This window comes from Flavobacterium sp. W22_SRS_FK3, from assembly GCF_052113665.1.
Lineage (GTDB): Bacteria > Bacteroidota > Bacteroidia > Flavobacteriales > Flavobacteriaceae > Flavobacterium.
On sequence record NZ_JBGQOF010000028.1, the window covers coordinates 25,448 to 43,845 of the forward strand.

19 protein-coding genes are annotated in these 18,398 nt (G+C 30.8%); 9 read left to right on the forward strand and 10 right to left on the reverse strand.

Features of this window, described 5'->3' with window-relative positions:
- The first annotated feature begins 327 nt into the window (after positions 1-327).
- From ACEN2I_RS18185 to ACEN2I_RS18225, 9 genes are all read left to right on the forward strand, one after another.
- On the forward strand, positions 328-1,536 hold the full coding sequence (locus tag ACEN2I_RS18185; protein ID WP_441767523.1) for an anhydro-N-acetylmuramic acid kinase: 1,209 nt from the start codon (positions 328-330) through the stop codon (positions 1,534-1,536).
- 304 nt (positions 1,537-1,840) lie between these two features.
- On the forward strand, positions 1,841-3,412 hold the full coding sequence (locus ACEN2I_RS18190; RefSeq protein WP_441767524.1) for a glycoside hydrolase family 10 protein: 1,572 nt from the start codon (positions 1,841-1,843) through the stop codon (positions 3,410-3,412).
- The gene (locus tag ACEN2I_RS18195) at positions 3,399-4,667 is read left to right on the forward strand and encodes an MFS transporter (RefSeq protein ID WP_441767525.1); all 1,269 of its coding nucleotides are present in this window, start codon (positions 3,399-3,401) and stop codon (positions 4,665-4,667) included. The genes ACEN2I_RS18190 and ACEN2I_RS18195 overlap by 14 nt, the downstream gene beginning before the upstream one ends.
- A 22-nt stretch (positions 4,668-4,689) precedes the next feature.
- Positions 4,690-5,031, forward strand: a complete 342-nt coding sequence (locus ACEN2I_RS18200) for a hypothetical protein (protein WP_441767526.1) — start codon at positions 4,690-4,692, stop codon at positions 5,029-5,031.
- 12 nt (positions 5,032-5,043) lie between these two features.
- Positions 5,044-5,493: a GNAT family N-acetyltransferase gene (locus tag ACEN2I_RS18205; RefSeq protein ID WP_441767527.1), complete on the forward strand. Its 450-nt coding sequence runs from the start codon at positions 5,044-5,046 to the stop codon at positions 5,491-5,493.
- A 2-nt stretch (positions 5,494-5,495) separates the two neighbouring features.
- Complete coding sequence (locus ACEN2I_RS18210; RefSeq protein ID WP_441767528.1) at positions 5,496-7,109, forward strand: glycoside hydrolase family 3 protein; 1,614 nt, start codon at positions 5,496-5,498, stop codon at positions 7,107-7,109.
- Between the two features lie 136 nt (positions 7,110-7,245).
- A complete protein-coding gene (locus ACEN2I_RS18215; RefSeq protein ID WP_055098566.1) occupies positions 7,246-7,884 on the forward strand; it encodes a peroxiredoxin in 639 nt (212 codons plus the stop codon).
- A gap of 173 nt (positions 7,885-8,057) precedes the next feature.
- Entirely contained in the window at positions 8,058-8,366 is a 309-nt protein-coding gene (locus ACEN2I_RS18220) for a thioredoxin family protein (RefSeq protein ID WP_441767529.1), read from the forward strand.
- Between the two features lie 106 nt (positions 8,367-8,472).
- Positions 8,473-8,730, forward strand: coding sequence for a DUF6952 family protein (locus ACEN2I_RS18225; protein WP_441767530.1), 258 nt, complete (start codon positions 8,473-8,475; stop codon positions 8,728-8,730).
- 1,289 nt (positions 8,731-10,019) lie between these two features.
- On the opposite strand, the gene ACEN2I_RS18230 is transcribed toward ACEN2I_RS18225, so the two are convergent.
- The 10 genes from ACEN2I_RS18230 to ACEN2I_RS18275 form a co-directional block, all read right to left on the reverse strand.
- Entirely contained in the window at positions 10,020-10,481 is a 462-nt protein-coding gene (locus tag ACEN2I_RS18230; protein WP_441767531.1) for a hypothetical protein, read from the reverse strand.
- A gap of 7 nt (positions 10,482-10,488) precedes the next feature.
- Positions 10,489-11,112: a dTMP kinase gene (gene tmk / locus ACEN2I_RS18235; RefSeq protein ID WP_441767532.1), complete on the reverse strand. Its 624-nt coding sequence runs from the start codon at positions 11,110-11,112 to the stop codon at positions 10,489-10,491.
- Positions 11,113-11,125: 13 nt separating this feature from the next.
- Positions 11,126-12,280, reverse strand: a complete 1,155-nt coding sequence (locus ACEN2I_RS18240; RefSeq protein ID WP_441767533.1) for a thymidylate synthase — start codon at positions 12,278-12,280, stop codon at positions 11,126-11,128.
- The gene (locus tag ACEN2I_RS18245; protein ID WP_441767534.1) at positions 12,270-12,623 is read right to left on the reverse strand and encodes a MazG nucleotide pyrophosphohydrolase domain-containing protein; all 354 of its coding nucleotides are present in this window, start codon (positions 12,621-12,623) and stop codon (positions 12,270-12,272) included. The genes ACEN2I_RS18240 and ACEN2I_RS18245 overlap by 11 nt, the downstream gene beginning before the upstream one ends.
- A gap of 5 nt (positions 12,624-12,628) precedes the next feature.
- Complete coding sequence (locus tag ACEN2I_RS18250) at positions 12,629-13,555, reverse strand: hypothetical protein (RefSeq protein WP_441767535.1); 927 nt, start codon at positions 13,553-13,555, stop codon at positions 12,629-12,631.
- A 3-nt stretch (positions 13,556-13,558) separates the two neighbouring features.
- Positions 13,559-14,374, reverse strand: a complete 816-nt coding sequence (locus ACEN2I_RS18255) for a metallophosphoesterase family protein (RefSeq protein ID WP_441767536.1) — start codon at positions 14,372-14,374, stop codon at positions 13,559-13,561.
- 602 nt (positions 14,375-14,976) lie between these two features.
- Positions 14,977-15,528, reverse strand: a complete 552-nt coding sequence (locus ACEN2I_RS18260) for a hypothetical protein (RefSeq protein ID WP_441767537.1) — start codon at positions 15,526-15,528, stop codon at positions 14,977-14,979.
- 164 nt (positions 15,529-15,692) lie between these two features.
- Complete coding sequence (locus tag ACEN2I_RS18265; protein WP_100430327.1) at positions 15,693-16,067, reverse strand: ASCH domain-containing protein; 375 nt, start codon at positions 16,065-16,067, stop codon at positions 15,693-15,695.
- On the reverse strand, positions 16,045-17,553 hold the full coding sequence (locus ACEN2I_RS18270; RefSeq protein ID WP_441767538.1) for a PIN domain-containing protein: 1,509 nt from the start codon (positions 17,551-17,553) through the stop codon (positions 16,045-16,047). The genes ACEN2I_RS18265 and ACEN2I_RS18270 overlap by 23 nt, the downstream gene beginning before the upstream one ends.
- A complete protein-coding gene (locus ACEN2I_RS18275) occupies positions 17,550-18,068 on the reverse strand; it encodes an ATP-binding protein (RefSeq protein WP_441767539.1) in 519 nt (172 codons plus the stop codon). Before ACEN2I_RS18275 ends, ACEN2I_RS18270 begins: the two co-directional genes overlap by 4 nt.
- Positions 18,069-18,398: the final 330 nt, after the last annotated feature.

Genomic DNA, 18,398 nt, shown 5'->3' on the forward strand with positions numbered 1-18,398 from the left:
AATCGTTATTGTGATTATTTTCCATTCATGCTATTTCAAGAAATATTATAATTTTATCCATTTTACTTTCGGATTCTTAAAAACTTCTTCAATTCTCTTTCGTGTTCAGATTTGTTTTTAACGTTAAAACTTTTGAAAGATTTAGTTCTGGTGATCGATTGCATCGAGCACCAGAGTTATTTATAAACGAGCGCTAGTTGGGTTACTCGATGCAATCGAGCACCAGAATCATAATAAGTGGCAAAAATTTCTTTTTCACTAAATTTATTCCTAAATAAATCCCATTTTAGCATTACCAATAAAACACTGCCTTAAAACATCATTTTAATGAATAAAAACATAAATTCTCTTTACCAAATCGCTCAAAAAGAGACCCGAAAAATAATAGGTTTAATGTCCGGTACTTCACTTGACGGGCTTGATATTGCCTTGTGCGAGATATCAGGCGCAGGAGAAAATACGGCTGTAAAAATTCTGGAATTCGAAACAATCACTTATACTGAAGATATTAAAACCGAGATCCGTAAAGTTTTTGCACAGAAAACGATCGATTTTCAGCACTTCGCTTTATTAAACGAATGGATCGGTCTTTTGCACGCCGGGATGGTTGACGATTGTCTTCAAAAATGGAATATTCCGGTACAGGAAGTTGACCTAATTGCTTCACACGGACAAACCGTTTTGCACGCTCCTAAGTTTTTGCATCAGCAGGAAAAATTCCCTAACGCGACTTTGCAAATTGGCGACGGTGATCATATTGCTGTAAAAACCGGAATTATAACCTTATCCGATTTCAGGCAAAAACATGTTGCAGCGGGTGGCGAAGGTGCGCCTTTGGCGGTTTATGGTGATTATTTGTTATTCAGCAAAAAAGACGAAAACCGAATCATGCTCAACATGGGCGGCATCGCAAATTTCACTTATTTGCCCGCTTCCCTAAACGCCGAAGAAGTTTTTGTTACCGATACCGGAACTGCAAATACTTTAATCGATATTTTCACCAAACACTATTTCCCTGAAAAAAGTTACGATAAAGATGCCGAAATCACCCAAAGCGGAATCGTAAATCAAACCCTTTTGTCCGAACTAAAAAACGATGCATTCTTCCATAAAAGTTTTCCAAAAACCATCGGTCAGGAATTGTTTAATTTTGAATTTGTACAAAAAGCACTTTCAAGAACAAGCTTAGAAAACATTTCGGCACCAGATTTGCTGGCTACCTTAACACGGCTAAGTGCTGAGACTATTGCTGAAGCGATTCAGTTTGTGGTTAAAAACACCGGAACACCAATTAGGGAATTCAAAGTGTATATGTCTGGAGGAGGCACAAACAATCCGTTATTGGTTAAATGGTTAAAAGAATTATTGCTTTGCGAATTTCAAAAAAGCGACGATTTAGGCATTTTAAGTGATGCTAAAGAAGCGGTTTTATTTGCAGTTTTAGCCAATGAAACGGTTGCCGGAGGTGATTATAATTTTGGTGTAAACAAAGGAATTCCTTCTGTAACGATGGGGAAAATTTCTTTTCCATATTGATTTTTAAATACATAAAACCATAAATTTAAACTTCAAAAAAGATATTCTTAAAAAATATAGTTTATCACCTATATCTTATTTTTTTTTAAGCAATTAAATCACCTTTGTAGACAAAAAAACTAGTTTTTTATGTATTAAAAAAAACATCCGGAATAAAGCATCCTGTTAAATCAAAACTATTTCTATAAAAAGTTAAAACAATTACATGAAAACCAAATAAATAACGTTTAAATTATAATTTCTGAATTATTTACTATAGTCCGCTAAAAAAACTATTTTTGGTTTCTGTTAAAAAAAGATTGAAATGCATAAAAATCAGCTACTACTATTCTCTATCATATATTTATTTTTCTTTGGATGGAATGCCAATTCGCAGGAAAAAACAAAACATCCTAAAAATGAATTTAGAGGTGTCTGGATTGCAACCGTTGTAAATATTGACTGGCCTAAAACGGCCTTTGACGGCGTTTCAAAAGAAAAAGCAGATTATATCGAGATTTTAGAAGCATATAAAAAACTGAATTATAATGCTGTAATTGTTCAGATAAGAAGTGTTGGTGATGCTTTTTACCCATCGGAACTGGCTCCTTGGTCACGATTTTTAACAGGCAAAGAAGGTCAGGCACCCATCCCCTATTACGACGCATTGGCCTGGATGATCGAGGAAGCACACGAAAGAGGTTTTGAATTTCATGCCTGGATGAATCCTTACCGAGCCACTTTCGATTTAAACAAACAGCAATTAAGCCCAACTCACGATGTTTTCAAACACCCGGAATGGATGATTGAATATGGTGGGAAGTTATATTACGACCCTGCTTTGCCTGAAGTTCAGTCGCATTTGACCAGAGTGGTTAAAGAAGTAGTTGATAAATACGATATCGATGCGATTCACTTTGATGATTATTTTTATCCGTATGCCGTTCCTGGCAAAGTCTTTAACGACACCGCATCATACAAAAAATACGGAAATGGTTTGTCGCTTGCCGATTGGCGCCGTGCCAATGTGAGCAACTTTGTACATACGATTTCTACTACTATAAAAAAGAGTAAACCTTGGGTTCAATTCGGTATCAGTCCATTTGGAGTTTGGCGTAATAAATCGGTAGACCCCAAAGGTTCTGAAACTCAATCTACAGCAAATTATGATGATTTATATGCTGATCCCATTTTATGGATGGATCAAAAATGGATTGATTATATACTTCCTCAATTGTATTGGAGTATGAACAATCCGAGAGCTTCTTACTCTAAATTAGTAAAATGGTGGGCAGAAAACTCAAATAACACGGCTGTTTATATTGGACACGCTTCTTATAAAATCAGGTCAGACAGTGATAAAAGCTGGAATTTTATGCATGAAATTCCGAATCAGATTGATTTTGCCCGAAATTTCAAAAACGTAAGCGGAAGTGCTTATTTCAGTGCCAAATGGTTCATGAATAATAACTTTGATATTGCCCGCCATTTAGAGGAAAATCAATATCAATACCCTGCTCTTCCTGCAGCAGTTCCAAATTTAAAACACATTATTATTGATACTCCTGTTGTCAATGAATATAGCAAAGACAGCATGAATTATATGTTCAGTATTAAAGATCCGTTGAACACAAAAGTGCGTTATATGGTGATTTACGGAGCAGATCAAATTTCAAAAATAAATATCCATGACGCGACTCAAATAGTTGAGAAAGTACCAGTATGCGAAAACGCAGGGACATTCTCATTTTCTATATCTGCCGAAAAAATGAATCAGTATAAAGCTTGCGCTATAACATTTATTGATTATTTTGCAAACGAAAGTACGCCTACTATTATCGACTTAAAAAAGCCATTCAAAATCGTTTACCCTAATCAGCCAAATGAAAACAGATAATAAACCCTGGTATTGGATTCCGCTTCTAAATTTTGCGTCTGGACTGCCTTACGCCGTCATAATTTCGGTTTCGGTAATTATGTACAAAAATCTCGGAATCTCTAATGAAGACATTGGTGTTTATACCAGTTTATTGTATTTGCCATGGGTTATAAAACCGCTTTGGAGTCCCTTTATTGAGTTGAACGGAACCAAAAGAAAATGGTTTTTATCGATGCAATTGCTTATTTCGATTGCGTTTTTGCTCGTTGGTTTTACGATTCCTGCTAATGGGTTTTTCATTATGACTTTGGCGATATTCTGGGTTGCAGCTTTTGCTTCGGCTTCGAATGATATTGCAAGTGACGGTTTTTATTTATTAGTTTTACCAAAAGAACAACAGTCATTTTTCTTAGGAATCAGAAGTACTTTTTACAGGCTTTCACTTTTGGCAGGAAACGGTTTAATTGTACTTTTTGCAGGTTATCTGGAACATAAATACGGCGATAATACCAAAGCTTGGTCATACACAATGATCGCCGTTGGTTTATTAATGACAGTTATTACTATTTATAATTTCGTTTTTACACCAAAAAATGAAATCAACTCTGAAGAAAATAATGAAGTTCACCATCAAAACTTTGCCACTATCTTTGTAAGTTTCTTTAAGAAAAAACAAATCGGATTAGTATTGGCTTTTATTCTCGTTTTCAGATTGGGAGAATCGCAGTTGCTTAAAATGCTAAGTCCCTTTTTACTTGACGGAAAAGAATTAGGCGGAATGGCATTAGATACCGAAGCCGTTGGAATAATTTACGGAACTTTTGGAGTTGGAGCTTTAACGCTGGGCGGAATTTTAGGCGGAATTGCGATTTCGAAACAAGGACTTACCAAATGGATGTTGCCTATGTTCCTGGCCATGCACCTTCCCATTATTGGTTTTATTTTATTGGCTTTTTTCCATCCAACATCAATTCATTACATTTATGCTGTTGTAATTTTAGAGCAATTCGGGTACGGATTTGGTTTCACCGCTTTTATGATGTTTTTAATACATGTTGCCGAAGGAGAATCGAAAACAGCACATTATGCTCTTGCAACCGGATTTATGGCATTAGGAATGATGCTTCCGGGAATGTTAAGCGGTTATATACAACAATATTTAGGCTATCAAAACTTCTTTATTTGGGTTTTGGTGGCAACAATTCCGGGTCTTATTTTATCACGCTTTTTAATCTTCCCAAAAGATTTCGGAAAAAAAACAGAAGAAGTTTAACCCCAAATCAAACATCTTACCTATGGAAATCAACGAAAATTTGCAGGCCGAACGCAATCTGAAAGGAAGTGAGTTCGAAAAATCCGGAAATCTTGAAAAAGCTATTGAATTATATGAAAAGAATGTCGAGGAAAGCTTTAAAGGAAATCATCCTTATGATAGACTGGCTACAATCTACAAAAACCAAAACGATATCGACAACGAGATTCGAATATTAGAAAAAGCAATTGTTGTTTTTGAAGAAATCACACTCGAAGATCGAATCGAAGGATTACCAAAACTATTTCGTTTTAAAAACCGATTGGAAAAAGCAATTGAAACAAAGAAACAATTAGCTAAACAAAAAAAAGCAAAACTGAAATAAAAATACTTAATCATGGCTGCTTTAAAGCGAACAAATTCAGACGATATTGATTTTATAAATCTTGTTGCTTTATTAGACCAGGATTTAGCGATCAGAGACGGTGAAGATCATGCGTTTTACAATCAGTTTAATAAAACCGATAAAATAAAACACACTATCGTTTATTACGAAAATGATGTTCCGGTTGGCTGTGGGGCTTTCCGCGAAAAAGAACCGTTGACAACAGAAATCAAACGAATGTATGTGCATCAGGATTACCGTAAAAAAGGCATTGCATCAGCTATTTTGGCAGCACTGGAAATTTGGGCAAAAGAAGTCGGTTATACGTACACCATTCTCGAAACCGGAAAAAATCAGCCGGAAGCGATTAATTTATACCAAAAAAAACATTACACCATAATTCCGAATTATCCTCCCTACGAACAAATGGATAATAGTGTCTGCATGAAAAAGACTTTATAATAATGAAAATGACAGCCGAAGCATTACGACAAAGAATAGGACAATTTTTCTTCCCAGCCGTTTTTATCAACGATACCGAAGAAAATATTCAGGAAACAGAATGCCTTATCAGAGACTATAATATTGGTGGCCTGACTTTTTTCCATAGTCGCGCGAGCGCTGCAACCAACTACGAAAGCAAGCAAAAAATTGTTTTTAATGACGACAGTTACGAAAAAATCAGAGCCTTAATCGTTCGTTACCAAAAAGCAGCTTCAACTCCCCTATTAATAAGCATTGATGCCGAATGGGGTTTAGCAATGCGCATCGAAAAAACACCGCAATATCCGTACGCGATTACGCTTGGGGCTTTACCTGAAAACAAATCTAAGTTGGTTTACAAAGTTGGAAAACAAATTGGTTTAGATTTAAAATCGGCCGGAATTCATTACAATTTAGCACCGTTGGCAGATATCAATAACAACCCGAACAATCCGGTTATCGGGTATCGTTCTTTTGGTGAAAACAAAGAAAAAATCGCCCATTTTGCGGTTGAATATTTAAATGGAATGTCGGAAGCTGGCGTTCTTGGCTGTCTTAAACACTTTCCCGGACACGGAAACACCAATGTTGATTCGCATTTGGGATTGCCAGTTTTAAAGGAAACTTTAGAAGAATTACTAGAAAATGAATTATACCCATTCATCAAAGGAATTGAAAATAATGTCGATTCGATTATGATTGGACATTTGGCTGTTCCGAATTTAAATGACGGAAAAGACACTTCGGCAACTTTATCAAAAGCTGTTATTCAGGATCTTTTGCGTAGAAAATTAGGCTATGATGGCTTGGTTATTTCTGATGCCTTAAACATGCACAGTGTTTCTAAACTATACGAAACAAAAGGCGAACTCGAATGGGAAGCTTTCAACGCCGGAAACGATGTTTTATGCTTTGCTGAAAATGTTCCAGAAGGAATTGAAACTATTCTTAAAAATGCTACGCCGGAACGTATTGAGGAAAGCTTCAACAGAATTATAAAAGCCAAAGAAAAAGTCGGGATTCTATCGAGCAATTCTTTTACATCAGGTGAATTAGATTTCGAAAAAGCTTCGGTTTTAAATAACGAAATTGCACAAAACTGCCTGACCAAAATCATTGACAATTCAAACAACGAATTGGCTTTTGAAGCACAAAAAAACAATCATTTAGCCAAATTGAGTTTGTATAAAAGTGTTGAGAACACTTTCTTTCAAACCTTAAATTCAAAACTAGAATCACCTGAATTTGCTTTTGAAAATTTAGAAACTTCAGATTTAAAATCAATCGAAAAAAGGTTAGACGATTTCGAAACGATAATCATTTCCCTATTTGTTCCCAAAGCAAAACCAATGAACAATTTCGAAATTGATGATGAAGTTTTCGCATTACTCTCTAAATTGCTTCAAACCAAAAAATCCATTGTTTACGTTTTCGGAAATCCTTATGTTTTACCTATTATTCCGAATCTTTCTAAGGCTTATGGACTAATTCAGGTGTATCAGGATTTTGAAGAATTTCAAAAAAATGCGGGATTTCAATTTCTTGAAAATCAAATTTGTAATGGCATATTACCTGTAAATATTGATCTTCAATAACTTACAAAACAAACATTTTAATCTATAATTAAATACTATTACTTAATAAATATTTATAATTACATCTTATTACAAGTAAGTAAACTTATACCCTATTTTTGCATCAGAAATAAATTTTAACTTTAAAACGAATAAGATGTCTTTAGTAGGAAAAAAATTCCCAAGTATTGCAGTAGATGCTATCTCAGAAATGGGTGATAACTTAAAAATCAACATTTTTGAAGAAGCAGTAAACAACAACAAAAAAGTATTATTGTTCTGGTACCCAAAAGATTTTACTTTTGTATGCCCAACTGAATTACACGCCTTTCAAGCTGCATTACCAGAATTTGAAAAAAGAAATACTATCGTGATCGGAGCTTCATGCGACACAAACGAAGTACACTTTGCCTGGTTAAACACTCCAAAAAACAACGGTGGAATCGAAGGTGTAACTTACCCAATTTTGGCAGATACAAACCGTAACTTATCTAACATTTTAGGAATTTTAGATATTGATTCTACAGAATACAGCGAAGAAACTGATTCAGTTATCATCGAAGGTTCAAACGTAACTTACAGAGCAACTTACTTAATTGACGAAACCGGAAAAATTTTCCACGAAAGTGTAAACGATATGCCATTAGGACGTAATGTAAACGAGTACTTACGTATGGTTGATGCTTACACTCATATCCAGGAAAAAGGAGAAGTTTGTCCTGCAAACTGGGAAGCTGGAAAAGAAGCTATGTCTGCAGACAGAGTTAGTACTGCTGAGTATTTGAGCGCAAACTAAGAAAAATAAAGTCCAAATTTTTGAAAATTCCAAATTCCAATTTTGGGATTTGGAATTTCTAAATTGGAAAATTCAATTCAAAAATCAATAACATTTCAAATAACAAATTTCTAAGTTCAATCGCAAGATTTGGAATTTGGAATTTATAAACTTGAAATTTAAATTTATAAGGTATGTTAATCGACTTAAATGAAGATACGTTAGCAGATTTAGTTGCTAAAAACGAAAAAGTAGTAGTGCAATATTCAGCATCATGGTGTGGAAATTGCCGTATTATGAAACCAAAATTTAAAAAATTAGCAACAGAAAATGAAGCTATTACTTTTGTTTTGGTTGATGCCGAAAATGCTCCTGAATCAAGAAAATTAGCCAATGTAAGCAACCTGCCTACTTTCGCCACTTTTGTAAACGGACACTTGGTTGGTGAAACGCAAACAAACAAACAAGAAGTTTTAATTGATCTGGTAAATGCAATTGCATAATGAGTTTCGTTAGACCAGCTTAGATTTTTTTAGACTTCTTAGATGTTGGCTAAATTTAAAAAAATCTAAGAAGTCTAAGAATATCTAAAATCTAAGAAATCTAAATATGAAATTACCCGTAATAAAACAATTGACCCAATTTATCGAAGAAAACGATCAGGATTATATCATCGAAACGATTGAAGTCCTGGAAGCTATGACCGAAATTCCTTCTCTTAAAGACGAAGAATTAGACGTAATTGGCGAATTGATTTCAAACATGTATGGTGCGCTTGAAGTACACAAAATGGTAGTTCAGGGTAGAGATAAAAAAGAAGCTTTAAATGCGTTTATGAAACGTGTTTTAGGTTCAATCGATAACTAAATCGGCCTCTTTTTCAAAGAAAAAACAAAAAAACATGACTGAGAAAGCGTTTCAATTTTGAGACGCTTTTTTTATGTGAAGGTTTCACGTCTAAAATACAATTTAATCAATCTTCGAGGTTATAAAGAAGAAAAAACTACAGTATTACTATAATTCCAAGAAAGCCATTTATAAAGCGAATAGATTCACCATTGTAATTTCATTTCATATTATTAGTTCCTTTTAAAGAATCTATACTTTTCAAAATACACCAAAAATAAAAAACCTTCAACAAAAGTTGAAGGTTTTAAAAATTCAGCGGAGAAACAAGATGTTTACTGACTGAACGAGTTATTGAACATGTCGTTGAACCTAATGTTTGCAAGTGTTGAGGTAATTTAGCGAGACCCTAATTTTTGAATTTTCTAGGGTCTCGATTTTATCTCGATTTAAATAAGATTGAATGAATAATTTGGTATGTCTGCAAAAGAAAAAACCCTGTAAATCATAAGATTTACAGGGTTTTGCTACCGTTTAGGATTTTTTCAGCGGAGAAAGAGGCTCCGCCACCTGTATCGAAAGCACCAGTAAACACTGGGTGTTATGTTATGTCAAAAAAGCTGGGCACTAATAGGGCACTCTTAAAATTCTTGGGTTTTTTAACCTCTGTAAATGTAGGAAAAAAAATCAAAAAATGACTCGAAAATAGCTAAGAAATTAATTGGTTTTATCAGTTTCAGCTGTTTCGCATTTTCGATAAGCTGCTACTCTGCATTTTTTCCATCATAAATAAGATAAGCAAATATTGTGTTTTTCAGAATCAACTGATTTTAAGATCTGCCAGCTTTTAATTAAATATTATACATCCGAATGCTCTACATTAAAAATGTCATGTCTTTTAGTATTCTTCTTTATAATTTTTTCTAAAAGAGAATGCAATCATTGTCGAAGTACTTACAGACGCATAGTTTTTCGAATTCTTTTTTGTTAAATGATTTCTCTTTTTTATCTGAAAAATGCACCCGATTAAAATTCAGTCAGTAGTGTGAAAGTGATACAATCTTAAGGTGATTAAAATATTTATATCTCCTTATATCCGGATTTATTCCTTATAATATTAATTTATTAAATACAAAGATTAATAATTAACTTTTTTTTATAATCAGATCGAGTAATTAAGTCTCTGCAAATACATAAAATTCATAAAAGTTCAAATTTTGTAAAAAAATACAGTGTAGTAAGTTTTCAGAGTGGAATGGTAAAATTAAACACCAAATTTAGACTCTACACTTTAGACAATTTTTAATTTATTATTTAAAATTAGAATTTAAGAGCTTATTATATATAAAACAAGATATGTCTTTAAATAAGTCTTCCTTGAAATTATTTAAGTCTAATTCTGCAATAACTTTTATATAGTTTGTGATATCATTTAAATTACCAAATCTATCATTTTTTGGATATCCACTATTCTTGAATTGCTCAAATAAGTAAAGATATTCATTAATTACAAGAAAGTTATCTGTATTAAATTTATTAGAATCAATGATTAAATCACCGCTTATATTTATTTTATTAAGAATTTGCGCTTTAATGCAATTATTGAATGCATTAATTAAATGACTACTTTCTGAACTAAATTGGTAAATTTGGATATCTACATTTATTAAATCTAAAAAAGTGCTACTTCTAAATAAACGCCATGTATCACCTTTTGTACTGATTTCATTTTTGAAATGATCGATTAATTCGTTGTCTAAAAATATTTTCATCTTTTTTTTAGCTCAATAAAGATTTAACCTGACTCCAAATTTCATCTGAAATAATTTCAGTTTTTCTGTTACCATCAATAATTGAGATGTTTTCTTGCTCTTTTAACTTTTCAAAAGCTTCAAAATATTTTTCTCTAACATCTTTGAGATATTCTTTATTTTCATATAATTCAATTAGGCTTCTGTCTTTGGTTATTCTTGACATGCTTTCATCTGGGCAAATATCTACATATATATTTAAAGTGGGCTTTAAAAGATCTGAACTCATCGAATTTGAGTTTATAACCCAATCCATAGGCATGTGCACACCGTGATATGCATATGATGAAAAATAATATCGATCAGTAATTACTATATAGCCTTCTTCTATTTTTTTTAAAATTCCATTTGTTTCATTTAACAAATGATCTAATCTATCGGCTACAAATAGCCCTGCAATAGTTCTATTATCTGCTATAATTCTATGATTAAAAACATTTCTTATTATTGATCCTATCGGACTGTCTGTTGGTTCAAATGTACTGTAAACTTTGTATCCATTTTCTTTTAGTTTATTTGTTAGTAATTTTACCTGAGTACTTTTACCACTTCCATCAATCCCTTCAAATGCAATAAATATTCCTTTGTTCATTTTTGTTTTTTTTTTAATAACTACCCATTTCTTCTTCAAATAAATCAAATTTTTTGCTACTTCTTGTAACAAAATAATTTAGTGCCAAACCATAAAAGTCTTTATGTTTGAAATTTATTGTTTTATTATCTTCATAGAGAATGTGTATAATTTTATTTCTCAATTCATCAATATTTTCTAATTGTGATTTATTTTTGTAATAAATATAAATAGAAAGCAAATATACTATTTCATATAAAGATGAGCTTGTTTTTTTAAATTTTGTGATTTTACTTCTAATAACATTTAATTCTATATCTTTTAAATTACTGAACTCTATTAATAATTCTATAGAATCATTAAATGAAGCATCTAATTCATTTAATTTGTCTTGTTCGTTTTTACTTTTTGATTCAAAATTAAATGAGAAGTTAGATGGTGGATAGTTTTTATAAAATGTCTTGGCTATATTGTTTTTAATTAAAGTATTGCACAAATTATTATTTGTGTAAACATGAAGAGAGTTGGATATATGTGTTTGACTATTATATTTCTTGTTTAATATAAAGGCAATTATTTCACCCATGAAGCTAAATTGAAATATATTCGCTACATAACCAAAATGTAGGTCATTACTTCTGTTAAAAATAGTTAAATTTAATTTATCTTCATATATTTTAAAAACAAGTTGGGTATTGCAGGGAATATCTTTGCTTTTAGATTGCAAATCAAGTTCAGGATTCCAGATATTAATTACAGTTCTTCTACTTTCGGGTGAATCTTTTAATAATTGCGTTAACTTAAGTAATTGATCTATTTTGAATCCATTTGATTTCCAATTTCTAATTCGATTTCCATAAGCACCATGTAATGTTTGTCCGTCATCACTATACTGATGAAATTTACTATTAAATAAACTAATAAATTCTAAGTCATTTCTTCCAGTGAAAACCCACAATGACTCTGCGAGGTGAAAAAAAATATTGACGTTTCTATTTTGTGATATTGTACATCTATTCAATGGATTAGTAAGTGTTGTTTTAAAATTACTTATTTCATATGTTTCTCCAATTCTACTATTTAATGAATTGCCTTCTTGTTTTATATATTCATTGATATCAAAATAAAAATCACTAAAAGAAGAAGCAATCATTGTGTCGATTCCAGTTTTAAACAGCTTAGATTTCATCTTTGTTGTTTTTATATTTTGCAAATCGGATTTCGTTTTCTTTTAGCTTTTCAAGAAATGCTTTTTCTAAATCGATGTTCAATTGATAACTCAATTTTATGATGTATATAAAAACATCTACCATTTCAGAAGAAAGAGTATTCTTCGATTCATTAAGGGTCTTATCCCCTCTTACAATTTTTTTAACAATATTAGCAAATTCTCCTGTTTCGCCTACTAAAGCAATTGTCAAAAACTGTAATATATTTAAATTTTCTTCGTTTATCTTTTCATTCCAATTGAATTTGATTTTGTGTTCACTGTCAAAAAGAGCTTGCAATTCGATAATTTTTTTTAAATCCATATTTATTAAATTTTAGCAATTGCTTTAGCAATATTAGATTTTACAATTTTATATTGTTCTGTACTATTTGCAGCGTAAGATGAATTCTTAACTATATTGTTGAACTTTTCGATCGAAGAAGCCACTATTTCTAAATGATTTAAAAAATCTTTTGAATAAACCGTTGTATTATTTTCTTGTATATAAAGTTTAATGCTACTGATCAAGTTATTTATTCCCGTAATTTCAATATTAGACTCTAAGTGATCCATTTTTTCATCTAACATTCCCCTTAACCATTTAGTTCCATCTCCAACAACGGCAATTTTAGTTGCAATTTCAGCTTCGCTAAATGTATCTAATCTAGCTCTATTTAGACAAGTGAAATTATCCTTAATATATGCATTAAACGCATGAATAGTTATTTCAATATTCCTAAATTTATAGCCAAAAGAATTATTTATTTGCGATGCAATAAGACAAATTTCCGCCAAATTAATTGGCAAAAATTTCTTGATTTCTAATGCTCTATAATAACATGTTATACTCAAGGTGCTATAATCATCTGAAATGCCTGCTTGGAGAACTAAAAAAGAGGGAATTGGAGTATCTCCACTATCAATCAAACTTTCCATATCAATAAGAGACCAGCACGCTCTATTACTATCACTTTTTATTTTTAATTCTTCAATTAAATAATTTACTGCGGATTTATTTTTTTTGTTTAAATATTCACCGTGGTTAAATTTTAACTGGGTAGGCCTAGATGGCTGTTGCCATAATTCAGCTAATTCCTTATTGTCTAAAATAAAAGTATTATCTAATTCAGTTATAGGAAACGTTCCAGAAATAATTAAATTTTTAATTTTACCTTTTGTATTGCATTCTTCAAGAGCCATAAACCACAATTGATCTATAGGGTCGTTAGCTTTAGTTTGTAAATATGTTATCATAAATTATTTTATTGTAGTTAATTTTTTTCCACCAGTTCCATCTAGTATTATTCTAAATTGTTTTACATCGTCTTGATTAATAACTTTCTTAAGCTCAATTATACTGAATGAATTATTATGACCCGTATCTAAACATGGAAATAATGCACTAGTGCCAACAACATCTATATTACATATTTCGATACGTGAGTTTTTGTGAATGTGACCATGCAGTATGTATTTCACATTGTATTTATTTAATGATTTAAAGAAATCATAGGAGTTTCTTGTAGTTGAACAATCATTAGAATATATAGGAATCAAGTGGTGGTGAGTAAGAATTATTATGGGATATTTAGCATTTTTTAAACATTTATCAAGCTGGGCAATCTCAATAGAACCATATTTTTGATCCTCTTCATAAGAGGAGTTAACGCATATAAATGAAAATTCATTGATTTCTTCGAGAACACAAGTTTTATCACTATTATAAATTATATTAGAATTTTTTCTCAATTCACGCGAGAAAGTATTGAAATTAGAAAAAACCGAGGAACTATTATTTTCAATATCATGATTCCCAGGGCATAGAAGAAAGTGTAAAGTATAATTTACAAATTGATTTATAATAGAATTTAAAAACTCATGTGCATATTGATATTTTAATCCATTTGCCTTATTTGCGATATCACCTCCTAAAGCAATAATTATATCATATTCATTGTGAGAATAATGATTCTTAATTTCGCGGGAAATTAATTCTGCGGTTTCTTTGCTGCCAATTTTAGTGTTGTCTCCAAAGTGAAAATCAGTCAAATGGAGGATAATTAATTTGTTCATTCTTTTTTAATTCTTTTTTTACTTCAAATTGCAAAATTGAAGCTAGATGTTCTTATAGCTGATGTCAAAATAATTTTAAGAACTTATTAAAATCTTTATTTTATATTTTATTGCTAAATTAAATATTTTACTTACCAAAAACTAAAGTATTTACAAAATCAAATCATAATGAGTTATAATATATTTATATAGGGAGTTAATAGACAGACAATTTTCAACTGTAAAAATTTCAAAAGGTAAATCTAAAAGAATTAAAAAGGCATCTTCTGTCTTTAGTTGATGCAATTTGACATTCGTCAGTTTTGAGTGCCAGTATTCACGCACCTTACAGCAATCTTTTTGGTATGCGGATTAACAAACGACTATACTTTATTTTTCCCAATTCTGGCAGTCTGCTTAATTTCAAAATATACCGCAAAAGCAATTTATCCTTACACAGTGTACAGTTACGCTCCAAGCTTGACTAAATAATATTTTTTAGCCACAGATTAAAAGGATTAGAAAGGATGTATAGAGAGTAATTAGAGATAAAATTTCTTGCGAAATGAAAACGTGAATTTAGCACAAAATTCGCAACCTCGTCATACACCTGTCAGCAGTAGTTATGATTCAATTATTTGTGGCGGGTTTTTAATTATTGATATTTCTTCTTCATAGATGCAAACAACGTTTTGACAATATTTGTTTGTTGATATATCTTGATATGTTACTTCAAATTTTATAAATTCAACACTAATTGGGGCTTCAACAATTAAAAAATGTAAAAGATATGGTTTGTCATTTTTATTCAAAGTTTTTAAAGGAGATGGGAGATAGTTTTGGGGCACCATTATCTTCTTAATATTTTGACGTTCTTCAAAATTTATTTTAATTTCTTTCGCCATACTATTTGATTCATTACTGATTTCAATAGTTATGATTTTATGATATTTAGGATCCGTTAAAAAATTCTCTGTCGAAATTTTATAACTAAATAAAGGTTTCACACTTTCTTTAAATTTTAAGCTTTCGATTTGAAACATCTTGTTTTGTGTTTCTTGAACCTCTTTTTGAGAATTAAGTGTTTGGTATAAATAATAAGCAGTAATTGTTGTTACCCCGACCATAAACCAGTCGGCTATTGTTCCCCATACATTTGGATCTAAGGTTGTCATATTGAAAAGGTTAAAAATTACAGCTAACGTTCCCTTGTTATAAGAGGTTTGGAGTTAAATGAAGTCTTATTTTCGGATTTGCCAAATCATCCTAAATACAAAACATTTTCAAATTAGACCAAATGCCCAAATCTCTTGTAATCGCTCTTATGCCTAGTGCTTTTTTATTTATCAGTATATGAAAATGATTGTGGAGCTGTTAATCCATATTTTTCCATAATATTATAGGTTTTATTATATCGTTTAAAGTTCTTAATCTTTATAGCATACCCTTTTTCTTTATTTGCAAAATATTCATCAAAAAAACTTTTATCAACAGCATTAAATTCTTTAGTTTTTTTCCAAAGTGTTGTAATTTCTTCGTGAATTATTCCATCAATTTCAAATTCTCCAATTATTCTACTAATTGGAGAAGACGCATATATAATCACAGTCTTTATATTGGGAACTTTGAATATTGATTTTCTAAGTTCATATGTCTTTTCTCCATTTAGGATTTTTTCTGCATAATAAGGTTTAATCGACAATATAACTTTCATTTGCTTTTGCTTCTTTTAAAAATTCCTCAAATTTAGTCTTTTCAATTTGAACGAAACCTCTTGGTACATCATTAATTGATTTTATAATTCCTAATTCAATTAATTTATCTAAATTAATTTTTGGTTTTGGAAATGAATCAACGTAGAGAAAATTTACAATAAATGGCCTGTTATATTTATTATAATTCCACCATTTTTTCAATTCGTTATCATCAAATACGCTTCTTTTTCTACATAATCTGATGAAATCTTCTTCATTTGCTATGTTTAATATCACATTTTCAACAACACCAATTGTAGATAAAACTCCTGCATATCTACCACCAGTTCTATAAAATAAAATTATATCTCCGGGTTTCAAATCTCTAGTGTAAGATCGAGAGATATAAACTTTCTTTAAAGCATTTCTATGTGGTTCATTTTCTATGTAATCCTGTGGGGATTCATTATTAAGTATTGAATCGGGAAATAATTCTGTATGATAATCAGGCCATATAGGATTTATAAATACTCGTGATTTTCGGTCAATGAAAGGAAAACATTCTCTTGGGTTTTCTAATATTGTTTTTGAAAAATCCCTCACATAAACATTTTCAATTCCATTTGTTGTATCTTTTGTTCCCCAATATTTGAAGCCCCATTCCTCTAATAGACTAACCAATCTTTGTTGTTCTTCTCTTTTGTCAAAAATTGTAACATATATCTCATCAACTTTATTTACTAACGCATTATCAAAAATTACCTTTAAGAATCTTTCGCCTAACTTATAACCCGTAGATGTTACTTTGAATGTTCCAATTTTTAATCTTTTCTTTGATGAGAAAGCAGGAATAATATCTCTGTAGTTTTCATCTGAGTTTTCTATCTTTAAAAATAAAAATGCTTTTACTTCGTTTTCTACTAAACAAATATAGGATTCCTTATCCGCTTTTGAATTGAACCACTTCTCAAATTCAGCATAATCTTCTTTAAAAGAATTGAAAAAATCATCTTTAAGGTTTATATTTCCAAAGTATTCTTTCTTAACTGAAAGTACTTTGTAATCAGAAAGACCTGGATTTTCAAAAACTAATTTCTCAATAAAAGAGTCTATTTTATAAACTTTGTCAGAAATCCCTAGTTCTTTTGCTTTTCTATGAAGGCCTTTATCTTCCGTTATTAGGTAATTTACCCGATTGTTTACTAATTCATTTAAAATTGAGGTATCGTTCGTGTCATTAACTGATTTGTCACCTAACCTTAATTGTCTAATTAATTCCGAATCTGGAGAAATAGTTTTTAAGACATTATAGTTTTCAATTTTAACTTTCATAGTATTGACTACATCCTCATCTTTATAAGTTGAAATTTCATCAATCGATACTGGATGAACGCATTTTTCAAAATGCATTTTGTCAAGCCAGTTAAATAATAATCCAATATCTTGGTTATATATTTTACTTGCTTCTCTATGTACAATAATATTTGTATCTAAAAGTATTCTCATTTCAAAAAATATAAAAGGGTTTCTATTTCAAATTGTTCACTATTTATTATATGAAGTGAGATTTCTAATATCTCGCTTATTTCTGTTGCAAAGTTTATTTCTAGATTTTGAAACTCCTCAATTATATTAATATCATATGTCTTTGCATCCCTTTTAGCAAGACGTTTTTTAATTGTTTCTGGATTAGCAATAACAAGAATTATTTTTTTTGGATTAATATCTTTAAAAGTTTGGATAGGAATTTTTTCAGGTTTTCCATCTTTGTTTAACAAACAATAATGACCGTCTAATAAATATGTTTTATTTTCTTCAACTATTTTGTTTAGATTGATTACAAGTCGATTTTGAGTTTCGTCAATATTTGTTACTAATTTTTCTTCTTGGGTACTTAATTCATCCCACTTTAAAACTTCGCTAGCGGTTAAATGTATTAGATCAATTTTGTTTTTAAGAGTTTCGCAGATTGTTCCTTTTCCACTTCCGTGAATTCCTCCTATGAATATAATATTTTTCATTTGTTATAATAGGTTATTTAATTCTCCGATTTTTTTAGCATTAGGAATAGCTTATCTATATCTATCATATAATGGAATAAATAAATCTAATTTCGTCTCCCTTTGTACCCTTGGCCTTTGTTTATCAAACTTACAAAACCGTCTAATTTTTACTTTACGGTTTTCCATAATCTGAGCTAATAAATAATTTGTAAAATAATCCTTTTAAGTATAAAAAGGGTACCGTATAAATACCTGTTTTTATTTCTTTTACATGTCTAGTCCTGAAATAGCGATACACAAAAAGCATCGTTATGGAAGATCAAATAAAATATGTAAAGCGTAGTCAAC

Coding starts and splice junctions, on each gene's coding strand:
- ACEN2I_RS18265 (WP_100430327.1), bottom strand. CDS start 16,067: ATGAAAGTTATATTGTCGATTAAACCTTATTATGCAGAAAAAATCCTA.
- ACEN2I_RS18275 (WP_441767539.1), bottom strand. CDS start 18,068: ATGAAAAATATTATATTCATAGGAGGAATTCACGGAAGTGGAAAAGGA.
- ACEN2I_RS18210 (WP_441767528.1), top strand. CDS start 5,496: ATGAAAATGACAGCCGAAGCATTACGACAAAGAATAGGACAATTTTTC.
- ACEN2I_RS18255 (WP_441767536.1), bottom strand. CDS start 14,374: ATGAACAAATTAATTATCCTCCATTTGACTGATTTTCACTTTGGAGAC.
- ACEN2I_RS18260 (WP_441767537.1), bottom strand. CDS start 15,528: ATGACAACCTTAGATCCAAATGTATGGGGAACAATAGCCGACTGGTTT.
- ACEN2I_RS18270 (WP_441767538.1), bottom strand. CDS start 17,553: ATGAGAATACTTTTAGATACAAATATTATTGTACATAGAGAAGCAAGT.
- tmk (WP_441767532.1), bottom strand. CDS start 11,112: ATGAACAAAGGAATATTTATTGCATTTGAAGGGATTGATGGAAGTGGT.
- ACEN2I_RS18230 (WP_441767531.1), bottom strand. CDS start 10,481: ATGAAAATATTTTTAGACAACGAATTAATCGATCATTTCAAAAATGAA.
- ACEN2I_RS18245 (WP_441767534.1), bottom strand. CDS start 12,623: ATGGATTTAAAAAAAATTATCGAATTGCAAGCTCTTTTTGACAGTGAA.
- ACEN2I_RS18215 (WP_055098566.1), top strand. CDS start 7,246: ATGTCTTTAGTAGGAAAAAAATTCCCAAGTATTGCAGTAGATGCTATC.
- ACEN2I_RS18190 (WP_441767524.1), top strand. CDS start 1,841: ATGCATAAAAATCAGCTACTACTATTCTCTATCATATATTTATTTTTC.
- ACEN2I_RS18185 (WP_441767523.1), top strand. CDS start 328: ATGAATAAAAACATAAATTCTCTTTACCAAATCGCTCAAAAAGAGACC.
- ACEN2I_RS18240 (WP_441767533.1), bottom strand. CDS start 12,280: ATGAAATCTAAGCTGTTTAAAACTGGAATCGACACAATGATTGCTTCT.
- ACEN2I_RS18225 (WP_441767530.1), top strand. CDS start 8,473: ATGAAATTACCCGTAATAAAACAATTGACCCAATTTATCGAAGAAAAC.
- ACEN2I_RS18250 (WP_441767535.1), bottom strand. CDS start 13,555: ATGATAACATATTTACAAACTAAAGCTAACGACCCTATAGATCAATTG.
- ACEN2I_RS18220 (WP_441767529.1), top strand. CDS start 8,058: ATGTTAATCGACTTAAATGAAGATACGTTAGCAGATTTAGTTGCTAAA.
- ACEN2I_RS18205 (WP_441767527.1), top strand. CDS start 5,044: ATGGCTGCTTTAAAGCGAACAAATTCAGACGATATTGATTTTATAAAT.
- ACEN2I_RS18195 (WP_441767525.1), top strand. CDS start 3,399: ATGAAAACAGATAATAAACCCTGGTATTGGATTCCGCTTCTAAATTTT.
- ACEN2I_RS18200 (WP_441767526.1), top strand. CDS start 4,690: ATGGAAATCAACGAAAATTTGCAGGCCGAACGCAATCTGAAAGGAAGT.